General features: G+C 72.4%; 17 protein-coding genes. All 17 read left to right on the top strand.

Features of this window, described 5'->3' with window-relative positions:
- The first annotated feature begins 15 nt into the window (after positions 1-15).
- The 17 genes from CP970_RS06355 (at position 16) to CP970_RS06280 (ending at position 15,325) form a co-directional block, all read left to right on the top strand.
- The gene (locus CP970_RS06355; RefSeq protein WP_055548466.1) at positions 16-1,689 is read left to right on the top strand and encodes an ABC transporter substrate-binding protein; all 1,674 of its coding nucleotides are present in this window, start codon (positions 16-18) and stop codon (positions 1,687-1,689) included.
- The gene (locus CP970_RS06350) at positions 1,686-2,645 is read left to right on the top strand and encodes an ABC transporter permease (protein ID WP_055548469.1); all 960 of its coding nucleotides are present in this window, start codon (positions 1,686-1,688) and stop codon (positions 2,643-2,645) included. The genes CP970_RS06355 and CP970_RS06350 overlap by 4 nt, the downstream gene beginning before the upstream one ends.
- Complete coding sequence (locus CP970_RS06345) at positions 2,642-3,496, top strand: ABC transporter permease (RefSeq protein ID WP_055548470.1); 855 nt, start codon at positions 2,642-2,644, stop codon at positions 3,494-3,496. The genes CP970_RS06350 and CP970_RS06345 overlap by 4 nt, the downstream gene beginning before the upstream one ends.
- The gene (locus CP970_RS06340; protein ID WP_055548473.1) at positions 3,493-4,497 is read left to right on the top strand and encodes an ABC transporter ATP-binding protein; all 1,005 of its coding nucleotides are present in this window, start codon (positions 3,493-3,495) and stop codon (positions 4,495-4,497) included. Before CP970_RS06345 ends, CP970_RS06340 begins: the two co-directional genes overlap by 4 nt.
- Positions 4,490-5,323 carry an ABC transporter ATP-binding protein gene (locus tag CP970_RS06335; protein ID WP_055548475.1) on the top strand — a complete coding sequence of 278 codons (834 nt, stop codon included), beginning with the start codon at positions 4,490-4,492 and terminating at the stop codon, positions 5,321-5,323. Before CP970_RS06340 ends, CP970_RS06335 begins: the two co-directional genes overlap by 8 nt.
- A gap of 72 nt (positions 5,324-5,395) precedes the next feature.
- Positions 5,396-6,559 carry an agmatine deiminase family protein gene (locus CP970_RS06330; protein WP_055548477.1) on the top strand — a complete coding sequence of 388 codons (1,164 nt, stop codon included), beginning with the start codon at positions 5,396-5,398 and terminating at the stop codon, positions 6,557-6,559.
- A 175-nt stretch (positions 6,560-6,734) separates the two neighbouring features.
- On the top strand, positions 6,735-7,004 hold the full coding sequence (locus CP970_RS44050) for a hypothetical protein (RefSeq protein WP_063806105.1): 270 nt from the start codon (positions 6,735-6,737) through the stop codon (positions 7,002-7,004).
- A 101-nt stretch (positions 7,005-7,105) separates the two neighbouring features.
- Positions 7,106-7,939 (top strand): M55 family metallopeptidase, encoded by an 834-nt coding sequence (locus tag CP970_RS06320; protein WP_055548479.1) that lies wholly within the window; start codon positions 7,106-7,108, stop codon positions 7,937-7,939.
- A complete protein-coding gene (locus CP970_RS06315; RefSeq protein ID WP_055548481.1) occupies positions 7,932-9,302 on the top strand; it encodes a M20/M25/M40 family metallo-hydrolase in 1,371 nt (456 codons plus the stop codon). The genes CP970_RS06320 and CP970_RS06315 overlap by 8 nt, the downstream gene beginning before the upstream one ends.
- Before the next feature lie 26 nt (positions 9,303-9,328).
- Positions 9,329-11,326: a S9 family peptidase gene (locus CP970_RS06310; protein ID WP_055548495.1), complete on the top strand. Its 1,998-nt coding sequence runs from the start codon at positions 9,329-9,331 to the stop codon at positions 11,324-11,326.
- A complete protein-coding gene (locus CP970_RS44765; RefSeq protein ID WP_055548482.1) occupies positions 11,323-12,267 on the top strand; it encodes a S66 peptidase family protein in 945 nt (314 codons plus the stop codon). Before CP970_RS06310 ends, CP970_RS44765 begins: the two co-directional genes overlap by 4 nt.
- 81 nt (positions 12,268-12,348) lie before the next feature.
- A complete protein-coding gene (locus CP970_RS45490; protein ID WP_263406823.1) occupies positions 12,349-12,480 on the top strand; it encodes a hypothetical protein in 132 nt (43 codons plus the stop codon).
- Positions 12,481-12,601: 121 nt separating this feature from the next.
- Positions 12,602-12,847 carry a LapA family protein gene (locus CP970_RS06300; protein WP_055548497.1) on the top strand — a complete coding sequence of 82 codons (246 nt, stop codon included), beginning with the start codon at positions 12,602-12,604 and terminating at the stop codon, positions 12,845-12,847.
- Complete coding sequence (locus CP970_RS06295) at positions 12,844-13,170, top strand: hypothetical protein (protein ID WP_224058288.1); 327 nt, start codon at positions 12,844-12,846, stop codon at positions 13,168-13,170. The genes CP970_RS06300 and CP970_RS06295 overlap by 4 nt, the downstream gene beginning before the upstream one ends.
- A gap of 138 nt (positions 13,171-13,308) precedes the next feature.
- A complete protein-coding gene (locus tag CP970_RS06290; RefSeq protein WP_150493053.1) occupies positions 13,309-13,806 on the top strand; it encodes an RICIN domain-containing protein in 498 nt (165 codons plus the stop codon).
- 43 nt (positions 13,807-13,849) lie between these two features.
- Complete coding sequence (locus CP970_RS06285) at positions 13,850-14,395, top strand: GNAT family N-acetyltransferase (protein WP_055548487.1); 546 nt, start codon at positions 13,850-13,852, stop codon at positions 14,393-14,395.
- Between the two features lie 33 nt (positions 14,396-14,428).
- Positions 14,429-15,325, top strand: coding sequence for an arginase family protein (locus tag CP970_RS06280; RefSeq protein ID WP_055548489.1), 897 nt, complete (start codon positions 14,429-14,431; stop codon positions 15,323-15,325).
- Positions 15,326-15,343 lie beyond the last annotated feature (18 nt).

The following is a 15,343-nucleotide window of genomic DNA, read 5'->3' as shown; positions in this document are numbered from 1 at the left end:
CGGGTGAGCGCCCCCATGACCACTCCACCAAGGGGAAAAACACTCTCCTGCCGCGCCGCGAGACGCGGCAGGATCCGGATCCGGCGGCTGGCCGCCGCGGCCGCTGCCCTGGCCTCGCTCGTCGCGCTCGCGGCGTGCGCTGGCCCGCCGAGGAACGCCTCCGGAATCGACTTCGCCCTGTCGGCTTCGACGCCCCGGGCCAAGGGCGACATCGACTCCTTCACCTGGGCCCTGTACGCCGAACCGCCCACGCTCGACTACACGGTGGCGTTCGACTACCCGCAGAACATGGTGCTCTCCAACGTGTGCGAGAGCCTCCTGCGCTGGACGCCGGAGCTCACCACCGAGCCGGGCCTGGCCCGCCGGGCGTCGCACCCCGACCGCACCACCTGGGTCTACGACCTGCGAAGCGGCGTGCGTTTTCACGACGGCCGGACGATGACCGCCGACGACGTGGTGTTCAGCCTCGACCGGCAGCGGGACCCGGACAACGCGGCCGCGTGGGCGCAGGTCTTCCAGAACGTCTCCTCGGTCAGGAAGACGGGACCGCTCCAGGTCACCGTCAGGCTCAAGAAGCCCGACTCGCAGTTCCCCCAGTACATGGCGAGCGCCGCCGGAGTGGTGGCGTCCAAAGCCGGGGTCGAGGCGGCGGGCAAGGACTACGGCACCTCGGGCGGCCTGGCCTGCACGGGCCCGTTCGCACTCGGCACCTGGAACAAGGGCCAGTCCATCGAACTCGACCGCTTCGACGGCTACTGGGGCAGGCGCGCCAAGGCGGGCAAGGTCGTCTTCAGCTTCCTGCCCGACGCGTCGGCCCGCACCAACGCCCTGCTGAGCGGCGACGCCGACGGCGGCTATCTGATCCCGACCGAGAGCTACGCCAGGCTGCGCGGCAGCGGCGTCGGCAAGCTGTACTTCGGCGAGGGCCTGAGCACGGTCAACGTCGCCATCACCAACATGAAGGGCGCGCTCGGCGACCTCCGCGTACGGCGCGCCCTCTCCCTTGCCCTGGACCGCGCCGGGTTCGTCCAGGTCGGTCTCGGCGGCGCGGGCACCCCCACCGGAGCGCTCACCACCCGCGCGGCCTGGGCGGGTGCGCCCGAGCGGACCAGGAAGCGGGCCTTCGACGGGGCCAGGCCCGGTGCCCCGGACCTCGCCCGGGCCAAGGCGCTGATCAAGAAGGCGGGCGCCACCGGCAAGTCCCTGACGATCGCGACCAGTTCGGTCGGCCAGGACGTCTCGCTCCTCGCCACCGCCGTGCAGGACGCGGGCACCCGCATCGGCCTGGACATCCGGCTCAAGTCCATCGCCCCCAACGCGTTCACCGCGCTGTTCACCGACCCCGGCGCGCGCGAGGGCATCGACATGTTCCCGCTCACGTACTACGACTCGATCACCGATCCGCTCGACTTCCTGACGAACTTCAAGACCGGCGCCTATCTGAACTTCGCGGGCCGCGGCGACAAGGCGTACGACGAACTGGTCGAGCGCGCCACCGCCGTCGACGATCCCGAGCGGCGCCTCGCGATCGAGGCGAGGATCCACCGGCGCGCCAACGGGCAACTGCCCTGGATCCCCGTCGCGGAGTGGCCCACCGCCGTCTTCCTCAACAAGCGGATCACGGGCGCGCCCACCTCCATCGCGTACATGTACTACCCGTGGGCCGCCGATGTGGGGGCCGCGCGATGACCTTCCTCAGATTCGCGGCGCGGCGCGTCGCCGAGATGGCCGCCACCCTGCTCGCCGCGTCGTTCGTGGTCTTCGGCGCGATGTACCTGGCGCCGGGCAGCCCCGCGAGCTTCCTGCTCTCGGGCCGGTCGGCGTCGCCGGAAGCGGTGGCGGCGATCAACTCCCAGTACCACCTGGACGATCCGTTCGCCGTGCGGTACTTCGACTGGCTCGGTGGCGTCCTGCGCGGCGACTTCGGCCGGTCCATCACCTACCGCACCGACGTGTCGCGCCTCCTCGCCGACCGGCTGCCCACCACCCTGCTGCTCATCGCCATGGCGCTCGCCGTGGTCGTGGCGGGCGGGCTGCTGCTCGGCAGGATCGCCGCCGTGCGCGGCGGACGCGTCGACTCCGCGATCCTTCTCGCCACGACGTTCGCCGTCGGCACGCCCTCCTTCGTCGCGGCCGTGCTGCTCCAGGGCCTGTTCGCCGTACGCCTCGGCTGGTTCCCCAGCGGCGGCGCGGGCGACGGCATCGGCGACATGATCTGGCACCTGACGCTGCCCGCGCTCGCCCTCGCCCTCTATCTGATCGGGATGCTGGCCCGGGTCACCCGCTCGGCGATGGTCGAGGCGCTCGCCGGTGAGCACGTCACCGTCGCCCGCAGCAGGGGCGTGCCGGAACGCCAGGTGATCCGCCGCCACGTGTTCCGCAACTCGCTCGGCACCGTCCTGACCACCACAGGGCTCGTCGTCTCCACGCTCCTGGTCTGCACGATCCTCGTCGAGACCGCCTTCAGCGTCGGCGGCATCGGCCAGCTCCTCGAACTCTCCACCACCACCAAGGACTTCCCGACCGTCCAGGCCATCGCACTGATCATCGTCGCCCTGTTCATGGCCGTGAACCTGATCGTCGACCTGCTCCTTCCGCTGGTCGACCCGCGGCTCACACTCGGCACCAGGGGGTCCGCCGCATGACCGCCGTCCTCACCCGCCGCCCCGGCCTGGCCAGGATCCGCGCCGGTGGCTCACCCCTCCACGTACTCTGCCTGGCCCTCGTCGCCCTCATCGTCGCCGCCGCGCTGCTCGCCCCCTGGGTGGTGCCGCACGACCCCAACGCCGTCGACCTCGGCGGAGCACTCGCCGGACCCTCCGCCGAGCATCCGCTCGGCGTGGACGCCGCCGGGCGCGACACCCTCTCGCGGCTGCTCCTCGGCGCCCGCACCTCACTGCTCGGCCCCCTCGGAGTGGTGGCCTTCTCCACCATCGCCGGGGTCGCCATCGGCACGGCCGCCGCCTGGCGGGGCGGCTGGCTCGACTCCGTGCTCTCCCGCAGCACCGAACTGGTCTTCGCCTTCCCCGGACTGCTCCTCGCGATCCTCATCATCTCCGTCTACGGAGAGGGCCTGCTCGCCCCGGTCCTCGCCCTCGCCATCGCCTACCTGCCCTACGTCAGCCGCCTCACCCGCGCCCTGGTGCTCGCCGAACGGGCCCGCCCCTACGTCAGCGCCCACCAGGTCCAGGGCCACTCGGCGCTCCAGATCTGCCTGCGCCACGTCCTGCCCAACATCGCACCCGTCGTCCTCGCCCAGGCCACCATCAACTTCGGCTACGCCCTGATGGACCTCGCGGGCCTGTCCTTCCTCGGACTCGGCGTGCCCCCGCTCACCCCCGACTGGGGCCGCATGGTCTTCGACGGCCAGACCGCGATCCAGCACGGCTACCCGCTCTCCGCCGTGCTGCCCTGCGTGTTCATCGTGCTGACCGTGGTCGCCTTCAACGTCGTCGGCGAACGCTGGGCCGACCAGGTCGCCAGGAGGGACCGATGACCACCGCGCCCATCCCGGAGCACGTGCTCGACATCCAAGGCCTTCGCATCACCCTGCCCGGCACGGCCCGCCCCGTCCTGGACGGCGTCGACCTCACCGTCGCCGCGGGCGAGACCGTCTCCCTCGTGGGCGAGTCGGGCTCGGGAAAGACCCTCACCTCGCGCAGCGCGCTGCGCCTGCTGCCGCCCGGCGCCGTCACCGAGGGCGCCGTCCGCGTCAACGGCGACGACGTCCTCACGATGGACGAAGGACGGCTGCGGGCCCTGCGCACCGGCACCGCCGCCATGGTCTTCCAGGACCCGCGCGCCGCCCTCAACCCGCTGCGCCGCATCGGCGACTTCCTCACCGAGAGCGTCCGGACCGAGAGCGTCCGCACGACGCGCCGCGCCGACGCCACCGCCCGTGCCACCGAACTCCTCCACGCCGTCGGCCTGGACGCGAGTGTCCTGCACAAGTACCCCGGCCAGGTGTCCGGCGGCATGCTGCAGCGCGTCATGATCGCCGCGGCCCTCATGGGCGACCCCGCCCTGCTGCTCGCCGACGAACCCACCACCGCCCTGGACGTCACCACCCAGGCCGAGGTCGTCGCCCTCCTCGCCCGGCTGCGCGAACGGTTCGGCACCGGACTGCTCTTCGTCACCCACGACCTCGACCTGGCCGCGGCCATCAGCGACCGCGTCTACGTCATGTACGCGGGCCGGATCGCCGAACAGGGCCCCGCCGACGAGCTGTTCGCCCACCCCAGGCACCCCTACACCGCGGCCCTGCTGGCCGCCACGCCGCGTCTGGAGACGGCGAAGGGACGGCTCAGCGCCATCGAGGGCCAGCCACCCGATCTGCGCACGGCCCTGACCGGCTGCGCCTTCGCCGCCCGCTGCGCGATCGCCACCGAGGTGTGCGACGAGCGGGCGCCACGGCCCAGGACCGCCCCGGGACGCCCGGAGCACCTCGCCGCCTGCCACCACAGCGACCGGCTCGAAGGGAGCGCCGCCGATGCCTGAGCCCACCGAGACCTCTCGGCCCGCCGACGCGCACGTGCTTGAGGTGCGCGGACTGCGGCGCAGCTTCGGCGAGGTCGCGGCCGTGGACGACGTGTCCTTCGCGGTGCCCGATGGCGGGTCCCTCGGCGTCGTCGGGGAGTCCGGCTCCGGCAAGACCACCACGGCCCGGATCATCGTCGGCCTGGAGCGGGCCGACGCGGGGGAGATCCAGGTGCGCGGCAGGCCCCGCACCGCACGCGTCCGCGGCCGCGCGCAGCGTCTGGCCAGGGCCCGCGAGGTGCAGATGGTCTTCCAGGACCCCTACCTCTCCCTCGACCCGCGCACGAGCGTCGAGTCGGTGCTGCGCGAAACGCTGCGCCTGCACTTCCCCCGCATCGACCACGCCCGGCGGGTGCGCGAACTCCTCGACCAGGTCGGCCTCGGCACCCGCGCCGCCGACGCGCTGCCCCGCCAGCTCTCCGGCGGGCAGCGCCAGCGCGTCGCCATCGCGCGGGCCCTGGCCGTGGAGCCCGCGGTGCTCGTCCTGGACGAGGCGGTCGCCGCGCTCGACGTGTCGGTGCAGGCACAGATCCTCAACCTGCTCGCCGACATCCGCGAACGCACCCCGATCGGCTACCTCTTCATCACCCACGACCTCGGCGTGGTCCGCTGCGTCACGGACGACGTCATCGTGATGCGCCACGGCGCCGTGGTCGAGGCGGGCGCCACCGCCGACGTCCTCGCCGCGCCCGCGCACCCGTACACCCGGCTGCTCCTGGACTCCGTCCCGCACCCGGGCTGGGACCCGGAGCGCATCGCGGCGGCCCGCCGGGCCCTCACCCTCTGACCCGCACACTCCGTCCAACCCCGTCCAACACCGTCCAACCCCGTCCAACCCCGTCCAACCAAGGAGGCACCAGTGAACGACCATCCCACAACACCTCGCCACAAGAGGCCGTCCCCGAGCAGGCGCACGTTCCTGACGGCGGCCGCGGCGGCCACCGCGGGCGCGGCCCTGGTGGGCGCCGAGGCCTGGGCCGGATCCACGCCGGGGCCGCGCGGGGCGGCCCGGGCGGGCTCCTTCGCCGTCCCCGCCGAGGACGTCAGGCACACCAAGACGTGGATGGCCTGGCCGGACAGCAGCGCGATCTGGGGGCGCCAACTCGGCGGGGTCCAGGCCGACATAGCCCTCATCGCGCGGACGGTCGCCAAGCACGAGCCCGTCACCCTGTGCGCCAACCCGGCGAGCGCCGCCAAGGCCCGCTCCCTATGCGGGAGTTCGGTCGAGATCATCACCTCCGTGCCGGTCGACGACTGCTGGATGCGCGACTCGGGACCGGTGTTCCGCACCGACGGCGCGGGCGGCCTCGACGCGGTCGGGCTGCACTTCAACGGCTGGGGCGGCAAGCAGCAGCACGCCAAGGACGCGCGCGTCGCCGAGCGGATCGCCGCCCTGGCCGGGGTGAGGTTCACCGGCGCGGGCCTGGTGGGCGAGGGCGGCGCGATCGAGCAGGACGGCGCGGGCACCCTGATGGCCACGCGCAGCAGCCTCCTCAACGGCAACCGCAACCCCGGGATGTCCGAGGCGCACCTTACCGACGCGATGTGCGAGGCGTACGGCGCCGACCAGGTCATCTGGTTCGACGGCGTGCGCGGCCAGGACATCACCGACGACCACGTCGACGCCACCTCGCGCTTCCTCGCCTCCGGCAGGGCGCTCGTGCAGTGGCCCCTGGACGCGGACGACGACGCGTACGCCAAGGACGCCCGCGCACAGTTCCGGGTCCTGTCCGCCGCCACGAACGCCGAAGGACAGCCGATCGCGGCGACCAAGCTGCAGGGCCCCGACTACGACAAGATCCGTTCCAGGGACCCGAAGTTCCTCGCCTCGTACGCCAACTACTACCTCTGCAACGACGCGGTGATCTGCGCGCACTTCGGCGATTCCACGGCGGACGCGGCGGCGAAGGCGGCGCTCGCCCGGCTGTACCCGGGGCGGACCGTCGAACAGATCGACATCGACAGGCTCGGCGCGGGCGGCGGCGGAATCCACTGCGTCACCCAGCAGCAGCCCGCGCCGTGACCCGGACAGTTGGACGGGCGTACGCCAGGTCAGTCTTTTTGTGCCCGTTCGTTCCCCCAGGGTGCCCCTGAGTCCCTGGAGGGGCGCGAGCCCGATGCGACACGATGGAACGGTCGGTTCGCCCCATTTCTGAGCATGACCAGCTCGGAACGGGCCGATGAGCAAGGAGTCAACCATGAAGTCCTGGCGTACTCGTGTCGGTATCGGTCTCGCTGTCGGAGCAGCGGCGATCGCCATTCCGCTGACCAGCTCCACCGCCTTCGCCGCGGGCCCGCCGCCCGGTGACGGCTGGCAGCCCGTCGGGGGAGAGTCGTTCGACTCCTGGCAGGCCTGCTACGACCAGATGCAGAGCGACCTGGCACAGAACCCCAAGTACCACGAGGCCACCTGCGTCAGCGACCCCCAGCCCGGCCTGCCCAACTTCTATTCGGAGTGGATGCGCTGAGCATGATCCCTCGTCAGCGGATCACGGGGAGGTGAACCGCTGACGGGGGTGTCCACGCCGCCCATGGCCCGGGCATCCGGCGGCGGGTACGGTGGGGCGCCATGAAGATCCTCATCAGCGCCGACATGGAGGGCGCCACGGGAGTGACCTGGCCGGCCGACGTGCTGCCGGGCACCGCTCAATGGGAGCGGTGCAGGGCGATGTTCACCTCGGACGTCAACGCCGCCGTGCTCGGCTTCTTCGACGGCGGCGCCGACGAGGTGCTCATCAACGAGGCGCACTGGACCATGCGCAACCTGCTCCTCGAAGAGCTGGACGAGCGGGCCGAGATGCTCACCGGGCGGCACAAGTCGCTGTCCATGGTGGAGGGCGTGCAGCACGGTGACGTGGACGGCATCGCGTTCATCGGCTACCACGCGGGCGCCGGCATGGAGGGCGTCCTCGCGCACACCTACCTGGCCAACCAGATCACCGGCGTGTGGCTCAACGGCGTGCGCGCCAGCGAGGGGCTCCTGAACGCGCGCGTCGTCGCCGAGTACGGCGTCCCCGTCGTGCTCGTCACCGGCGACGACCTCGCCTGCGAGGACGCGCTCGGCTACGCGCCGGGCGCGCTGAAGGTCGCCGTGAAGGACCACGTCTCGCGGTACGCGGCGGTCTGCCGCACCCCGGCCCGCACCGCCGCCGACATCAGGTCGGCGGCGAAGGAGGCGGCGGGACTCGCGGTACGCGGGGAACCGGCGGCCGACGGGCCGTTCACCGTGGAGGTCGAGTTCGACGCGGAACACCTGTCGATGGCGGCGACCGTGGTGCCCGGTGTGCGCCGTACGGGGGAGCGCAAGGTCGCCTATGTCAGCGAGACGATGTACGAGGGGATCCGTACCTTCAAGGCGGTTACCACGATCGCCTCTGCCGCCGTGGAGGAGCAGTATGGCTGACCAGCAGCAGGATCAGGAGCAGGCTCAGGAGTCGGACCACGACCCCTCGGTGGACGCCCGCGCCCTCGACGAGGTCGTGGCGTTCACCTCCGAGCTCATCCGCATCGACACCACCAACCGCGGCAGCGGCGACTGCCGCGAGCGGCCCGCCGCCGAGTACTGCGCCGAGCGGCTCGCCGACGCGGGCCTGGCCCCCGTCCTCCTGGAGCGCACCCCGGGACGCACCAACGTCGTCGCCCGCATCGAGGGCACCGACCCGTCGGCCGACGCGCTGCTCGTCCACGGCCACCTGGACGTGGTGCCCGCGCAGGCCGCCGACTGGAGCGTGGACCCCTTCTCCGGGGAGATCCGCGACGGCGTCGTCTGGGGCCGCGGCGCGATCGACATGAAGAACATGGACGCGATGATCCTCTCCGTCGTACGGGGCTGGGCACGCGCCGGAGTGCGGCCCAGGCGGGACATCGTGATCGCCTTCACCGCCGACGAGGAGGCCAGCGCCGAGGACGGCTCGGGATTCCTCGCCGACCAGCACGCCTCGCTCTTCGAAGGCTGTACGGAAGGCATCAGCGAGTCGGGGGCCTTCACCTTCCACGACGGGCGTGGCAACCAGATCTACCCCATCGCGGCGGGCGAGCGCGGCACCGGCTGGCTCAAACTCACCGCGCGCGGCACCGCGGGCCACGGCTCGAAGGTCAACCGCGCCAACGCCGTGAGCAGGCTCGCCGCCGCCGTCACCCGCATCGGGGAGTACCGCTGGCCGGTGCGGCTCACCCCGACCGTGCGGGCCTCGCTGGTCGAACTCGCCACGCTCTACGGCCTGGAGACCGACCCGGAGGCGCCCGGATTCGACGTCGACGCGCTGCTCGAGAAGCTCGGAACGACCGCCGACCTCGTCGAGCCGACCGTCCGCAACAGCGCCAACCCGACGATGCTGCAGTCGGGCTACAAGGTCAATGTGGTCCCCGGGGAAGCCGTGGCCTATGTCGACGGCCGCTTTCTGCCCGGCGGCGAGGAAGAGTTCCGCCGCACGCTTGACCGGCTCACGGGCCCTGACGTCGACTGGGAGTTCCACCACCGCGAGGTGGCACTGCAGGCGCCGGTCGACTCGCCGACGTACGCGAAGATGCGTGCGGCCGTCGAGGAGTTCGCGCCAGAGGGGCACGTCGTGCCGTACTGCATGTCGGGCGGCACGGACGCCAAGCAGTTCTCTCGGCTCGGCATCACCGGCTACGGCTTCTCGCCGCTGAGGACACCGGAGGACTTCGACTACCAGGCGCTCTTCCACGGGGTCGACGAATGCGTCCCCGTCGACGCACTGCACTTCGGCGTCCGTGTCCTCGACCGCTATCTGCGTACGGCCTAGGAAAAATGGGGGAAGTAAAGGACATGATGCAGACCCGGGCGTACGGATCATGGCCGTCACCCATCGACGCCGAGCTCGCCGCCGCCCACGACGGCGCGCCGGGGTTCGCGGGATTCGTCGGCGCCGAGGCGTGGTGGACCGAGCCACGGCCCGTCGAGGCCGGACGGCGCGCGCTGGTGCGGCGGCTGCCCGACGGAACGGAGCAGTCCGTGCTGCCGGCCCCGTGGAACGTGCGCAGCAGGGTCATCGAGTACGGCGGCCGCCCCTGGGCGGGCGCCGAGGGGCCCGAAGGCCCGCTCGTGGTCTTCGTGAACTTCGCCGACCAGCGCCTGTACGCGTACGAACCCGATGCCCCAGGTGGCGGCCGCGGTGCGGGACCGCGCCCCCTGACCCCGCTCTCCGCCGTGGGCGGCGGGCTGCGCTGGGCCGATCCGGTGCTGCGCGCGGAGCGTGGCGAAGTGTGGTGCGTCCTGGAGGAGTTCACCGGTCCCGCGCCCACCGACGTGCGCCGCGTCATCGCCGCGGTGCCGCTCGACGGCTCGGCGGCCGACGACCGGGGCGCGGTGCGCGAACTCTCCGACGACCGGCACCGGTTCGTCACCGGACCGCGGATCTCGCCCGACGGCACCCACGCGGCCTGGCTCGCCTGGGACCATCCGCGGATGCCGTGGGACGGCACCGAGCTGATGCTCGCCGAGCTGCGGCCCGACGGCACCTTCGGTGCGGCGCGCGTGTTCGCGGGCGGCCCCGAGGAGTCCGTCGCCCAGGTGGAGTGGGCGCCGGACGGGCGGCTGCTCTTCGCCAGCGACCGCACCGGCTGGTGGAACCTGTACCGCGCGGCACCCGACGACAGCGCCCGCGCCCACGCGCTCTGTCCGCGCCAGGAGGAGTTCGCGGGGCCGCTCTGGATGATCGGCCTGAGCTGGTTCGCGCCGCTGGAGAGCGGTCTGATCGCCGTCGTGCACGGCAAGGGCGCCACCGCGCTCGGCATACTCGACCCCGAGACCGGCGAGGTCGTCGACGCGGCGGGCCCCTGGACGGAGTGGGCGGCCACCGTCGCCGCGCACGGGTCCCGCGTCGTCGGCATCGCGGCGAGCCCGCGCAGCGCGTACGAAGTGGTGGAACTGGACACCGGCACAGGACGCGCCCGCGTGATCGGCGCCGCCCACGACGACCCGGTGGACGCCACGTACTACCCGGAACCGCGGATCCGCACCTTCGCGGGCCCCGCGGGACGCGAGATCCACGCCCACGTCTACCCGCCGCACCACCCGGGCCACGTCGCCCCCGACGACGAACTGCCGCCCTACGTGGTGTGGGCGCACGGCGGGCCCACCAGCCGCTCGCCGCTCGTGCTCGACCTGGCCATCGCCTACTTCACCTCGCGCGGCATCGGCGTCGCCGAGGTCAACTACGGCGGCTCCACCGGGTACGGGCGTGCCTACCGCAACCGGCTGCGCGAGCAGTGGGGCAGCGTCGACGTCGACGACTGCGCGGCCGTCGCCCTCGCCCTCGCCGACGAGGGGACCGCCGACCGCAGCCGCCTCGCGATCCGCGGCGGCAGCGCGGGCGGCTGGACCACGGCGGCCTCGCTGACCAGCACCGACGTCTACGCCTGCGGCACCATCATCTACCCGGTCCTCGACCTCACCGCGTTCGCGTCCGGGGAGACCCACGACTTCGAGTCGCGGTACCTGCACTCCATCGTGGGCCCGCTCGACGAGGTGCCGGGGCGGTACGCGGAGCGCTCGCCGGTGACCAGGGCCGACCGGATCACCACGCCGTTCCTGCTCCTCCAGGGGCTCGACGACGTGATCTGCCCGCCCGCGCAGGCCGAGCGGTTCCTCGCCAGGATCGAGGGGCGCGGCGTCCCGCACGCCTACATCGCCTTCGAGGGGGAGGGGCACGGTTTCCGCCGCGCCGACACCATGATCCGCGCCCTGGAGGCCGAACTGTCCCTGTACGCCCAGGTGTTCAGGATCGACCTCGCCGGACGCGTGCCGACCCTGGAGCTCGCCAAGTGAGACCGCTCGACCGGCCCGCGCGCCTCGTTCCCGGCGCGCGGGTGGCCGTCGTGGCGCCCAGCGGTCCGGTGCCCGAGGACGCGCTCCAGGCGGGCCTGGACATCCTGCGCGGCTGGGACCTCGACCCGCTCGTCATGCCCCATGTCCTGGACCGGCACCCGGAGTTCGACTATCTCGCTGGCGCGGACGCCGCCCGCGCCGAGGACCTGACGCGGGCGTGGTGCGACCCGTCGGTGTCCGCCGTGTTCTGCGCCAAGGGCGGGTACGGATCGCAGCGGATGGTGGACCTCGTCGACTGGTCCGCGATGCGGGAGGCGACGCGGAGCGGCGGGCCGAAGGTGTTCCTCGGCTACAGCGACATCACCCCGCTGCACGAGGCCTTCGCCAACCGGCTCGGTGTCGCCACGCTGCACGGGCCCATGACGGGCGTGCTCGACTTCCTCAAGAACGCGCGGACCCAGGAGCACCTGCGCACCACGCTGTTCGCGCCGCGGGACGCCCAGGTGATCCGCGCCGCGTCCCCGGACGCCCGCGCGCTGGTCGGCGGCCGGGCCAGGGGCGTCACGCTCGGCGGCTGCGTGTCGCTGCTCGCCGCCGAACTCGCCACCCCGCACGCGCGGGCGTCCGCGCGCGGCGGCCTGCTCTGCATCGAGGACATCGGGGAAGAGGCGTACAGCCTGGACCGAATCCTCACCCAACTCCTGCGCGCCCGCTGGCTGGAGGGCGTCGCGGGCATCGTGCTCGGCTCCTGGAAGGAGTGCGAGCCCCACGACGAGGTGCGGGCGCTCCTCGCCGACCGGCTCGGCGGCCTCGGCGTGCCGGTGCTTTCGGAGTTCGGGTTCGGGCACTGCGACGGGGCGCTGACGGTGCCGTTCGGGGTGCCGGGCGAACTGGACGCGGACGCGGGGACGTTGACGCTGGACGTGCCCGCGCTCGTGTGACCCCTACCGAGGTCCGGTCCCTTCACGGAGCATGACTTCGGCCGGTACTGACCGGTCAGTAGCTGCCGCGTGGAGGTCCCCTTGTCCCGTCGCCACGCCCGCACCGGCGGGCGCGACGGGGCGTACGGCGGGAACAAGGGAGTCAAGCCGGTCACGGTGACCGGCGCGCCCGAGGGCACCGGCGTCCTCGACCTGCCCGTCGTCAACCACTGACGTCACCCGCTTGGCCCACCGGCCCACCCCGGAGACACACCCACCGCGCGCGAACCCGGCCCAGCTGCCCATGCTGGTGCCGGGGGAGGCCGGACGTACCTCCGACGGAAGGGTCCACACCATGAGCCCCAACACCTCCACGGGCGGCTCCAAGAGCAGCGGCCAGGGCGGCGGGCTGATGACACCCGGCAGGGTGGCCGTCGCCGCGATCGCCGTCCTCACCCTGGTCTTCATCTTCGAGAACACCCGCAGCACCAAGATCCGACTGCTGATCCCCGAAGTGACTCTGCCGCTGTGGATGGCGCTGCTCGGCACGGCCCTGATCGGTGCTCTGTGCGGGGCCTACTTCGTCAGGAGGCGCAAGTGAGGGTGTCAGTGAAGCCGCGGCTGCGGCGCGCGGGCGTGGTGGTGGGCGGCGCGGCCGCGGCGACCCTGCTGGCGGTGACCACGGCGGCCGCGGCGGGGCCGCCGATGCCGGAGCTCCGGGGGCGGGGCCTGATGCACGTCTTCTCGACCCTCGACTACCGCACGCGCGTCGACGTGCGGGACGTCAGCGGCGCCCACCGGCACGTCCTGTGGCCGCTGAGCTGGAAGGTGTGCACGCAGTCCCCGGCCGCCGGTCAGCAGTTCGACCGAGGTCCCGTCGCCATCGGCGTCGTGAAGAACGGCGAGAGGTGCCCGAAGAAGTAGCTGGTCGGAGCGGTCGTGCAGGGTCGTTTCGGCGGCTGTGCGCAGGGTCGTTTCGGCGGTGAAATCCTTCACTCGGACGGGTGGGTTCCGGTTCCTGGGCATTCCAGAACCCGCCCTTTGCCCGATACACCCTGCTCCGTGACAAAGAACCTGATGCGCGGCACCGCCGCGCTCGCCTTCGCCGCCCTGCCCCTCCTCGCCACCTCACAGTCCGGCTACGCGGCCGATCACGCGCCGGAACACGCGTCCGCGGCCGGGCCACGGGCCGACTTCGACATCCGCAGCGCCCTGCACGACAAGTGCCTGGCCACCAACGGCGACAACGTAGAAGTGCAGACCTGCCGGGGCACCGGCAATCAGCTCTGGTTCTGGGAGGGCGGAAAGCTGCGCAATCGCGCGGAGCTGCACTGCCTGGACGTACGCAACGGAGAGATCGACGCCCCGGCCCAGGCGGTCGGCGACTGCCACGGCCTGGCCAACCAGCAGTGGAAGCTGGAGGGTTCGTGGCTGCGCTCCGGAGTGAACCGCCAGTGTCTGAGCATCCAGGAGAACGGCGACCCGAGCGAGCACGCGGGAATCAACGTGCGGGACTGCGCGAACGTGGCCTGGCAGTTCTGGAAGATGCCCCCGGAGTGACCGCCGCCGTGTGACCCCGGCGGGCAGTGGATAGCGTGGCCGGATGTCCGACCACGCAAGTTATCTCGCCGAAGGCCCCCGCGTGGGCATACGTCACTTCACCCACGCGGACTCCGCCGAGTTCACCGCCCGTACGCGAGAGAGCCAGGACCTGCACAGGCCCTGGCTCTTTCCGCCGTCGGGCGACGACGCCTACCGCGCGTACGCCCGGGTGCTCATCGAGGACCCGACGAAGGCCGGGTTCCTGGTCTGCGAGCGCGACAGCGGCGCCATCGGCGGCTTCATCAACATCAACAACATCGTCCGGAGCGCGTTCCGCTGCGGCGCCCTGGGATACGGCGCGTTCGCGCACGCCGCGGGGCGCGGTCTGATGTCCGAGGGGCTCGACCTCGTCACGGCGTACGCCTTCGGAGCCCTCGACCTGCACCGCCTGGAGGCCAACATCCAGCCGGGGAACGCCGCCTCCATCGCGCTCGTCCGACGCGGCGGCTTCCGGCTCGAGGGCTTCTCGCCGGACTTCCTCTTCATCGACGGGGCCTGGCGCGACCACGAACGCTGGGCCGTCACCGCCGGTCCCGAAAGGTCTTGAAGACAGCGGCCCGCGTCGCCGAGGATGAGCCGCATGCGAAACATCGTGGTCGTCGACGCCCCCTCGAACCTGGGCCTGCGCCCGCCCGCCCCCGGCACCGTGCCCGGCTGCTACAAGCTGGCGGGGGCCATGCGCGAGCGGGGGATCCTGCGCAGGCTCGGCGCCTTCGAGGGCGGGGTCGTGGTGCCGCCGCGCTACGACCGCGGGGACTGGCAAGAGGGCGACGGCGTCTTCAACGCGGCCGCCATCGCCTCCTACACGGTGCGGCTCGCCGACCGCGTCGAACACCACGTGCGCGCGGGGGACTTCCTCGTCGTGCTCGGCGGTGACTGTTCCATCCAGCTCGGCGCGGCACTCGCGCTGCGCCGCGTCGGGCGGTACGGCATCGCGGCTGTCGACGGCTCCGCGGACTTCCGGCACACCGGGAACTCCGGCGGGGTCGGCGCCGCGGGCGGTGAGGAGCTGGCCATCGCCACCGGGCGCGGCCAGGACGACCTCACCGACATCGAGGGGCTGCGGCCCTACCTGCGCGACGAGGACGTACGCCTCTTCGGGATGCGGGACGACGACGAGGACCGCGCCGAGTTCAGGGACCTGAAGATCTCCAACGCCACCGTCGGCGAGATCAGGCAGTGGGGCCCCGAGGTCATCGCCCGCGCCGTCGTGGAGACCCTCGAAGTGGACGTCCTGGACGGCTTCTGGGTGCACCTGGACGCCGACGTACTCGACCCGACCGTGATGCCCGCCGTCGACAGCCCCGACGCGGGCGGCCTCCTGCCCGACGAACTCCTCGCGCTGCTGCGGCCGTTGGTGAACTCGCCGCGCTGCGTCGGCCTCAACCTCACCATCTACGACCCCGACCTCGACCCGCAGGGCACGGCCGGTGACCTCCTCGCGGATCTGCTCGTGGCGGCCTTTGCGGAATCCTGACCGGGAGAACCCCTGGTC

The organism is Streptomyces kanamyceticus (assembly GCF_008704495.1).
GTDB lineage: Bacteria > Actinomycetota > Actinomycetes > Streptomycetales > Streptomycetaceae > Streptomyces > Streptomyces kanamyceticus.
This window is presented reverse-complemented; position numbering and strand designations above follow the sequence as displayed.

Excerpts from the sequence above, each read along its gene's own strand:
- CP970_RS06355 (WP_055548466.1), top strand. The coding sequence starts at position 16 with ATGACCACTCCACCAAGGGGAAAAACACTCTCCTGCCGCGCCGCGAGA.
- CP970_RS06350 (WP_055548469.1), top strand. The coding sequence starts at position 1,686 with ATGACCTTCCTCAGATTCGCGGCGCGGCGCGTCGCCGAGATGGCCGCC.
- CP970_RS06345 (WP_055548470.1), top strand. The coding sequence starts at position 2,642 with ATGACCGCCGTCCTCACCCGCCGCCCCGGCCTGGCCAGGATCCGCGCC.
- CP970_RS06340 (WP_055548473.1), top strand. The coding sequence starts at position 3,493 with ATGACCACCGCGCCCATCCCGGAGCACGTGCTCGACATCCAAGGCCTT.
- CP970_RS06335 (WP_055548475.1), top strand. The coding sequence starts at position 4,490 with ATGCCTGAGCCCACCGAGACCTCTCGGCCCGCCGACGCGCACGTGCTT.
- CP970_RS44050 (WP_063806105.1), top strand. The coding sequence starts at position 6,735 with ATGAAGTCCTGGCGTACTCGTGTCGGTATCGGTCTCGCTGTCGGAGCA.
- CP970_RS06320 (WP_055548479.1), top strand. The coding sequence starts at position 7,106 with ATGAAGATCCTCATCAGCGCCGACATGGAGGGCGCCACGGGAGTGACC.
- CP970_RS06315 (WP_055548481.1), top strand. The coding sequence starts at position 7,932 with ATGGCTGACCAGCAGCAGGATCAGGAGCAGGCTCAGGAGTCGGACCAC.
- CP970_RS06310 (WP_055548495.1), top strand. The coding sequence starts at position 9,329 with ATGCAGACCCGGGCGTACGGATCATGGCCGTCACCCATCGACGCCGAG.
- CP970_RS06300 (WP_055548497.1), top strand. The coding sequence starts at position 12,602 with ATGAGCCCCAACACCTCCACGGGCGGCTCCAAGAGCAGCGGCCAGGGC.
- CP970_RS06285 (WP_055548487.1), top strand. The coding sequence starts at position 13,850 with ATGTCCGACCACGCAAGTTATCTCGCCGAAGGCCCCCGCGTGGGCATA.
- CP970_RS06280 (WP_055548489.1), top strand. The coding sequence starts at position 14,429 with ATGCGAAACATCGTGGTCGTCGACGCCCCCTCGAACCTGGGCCTGCGC.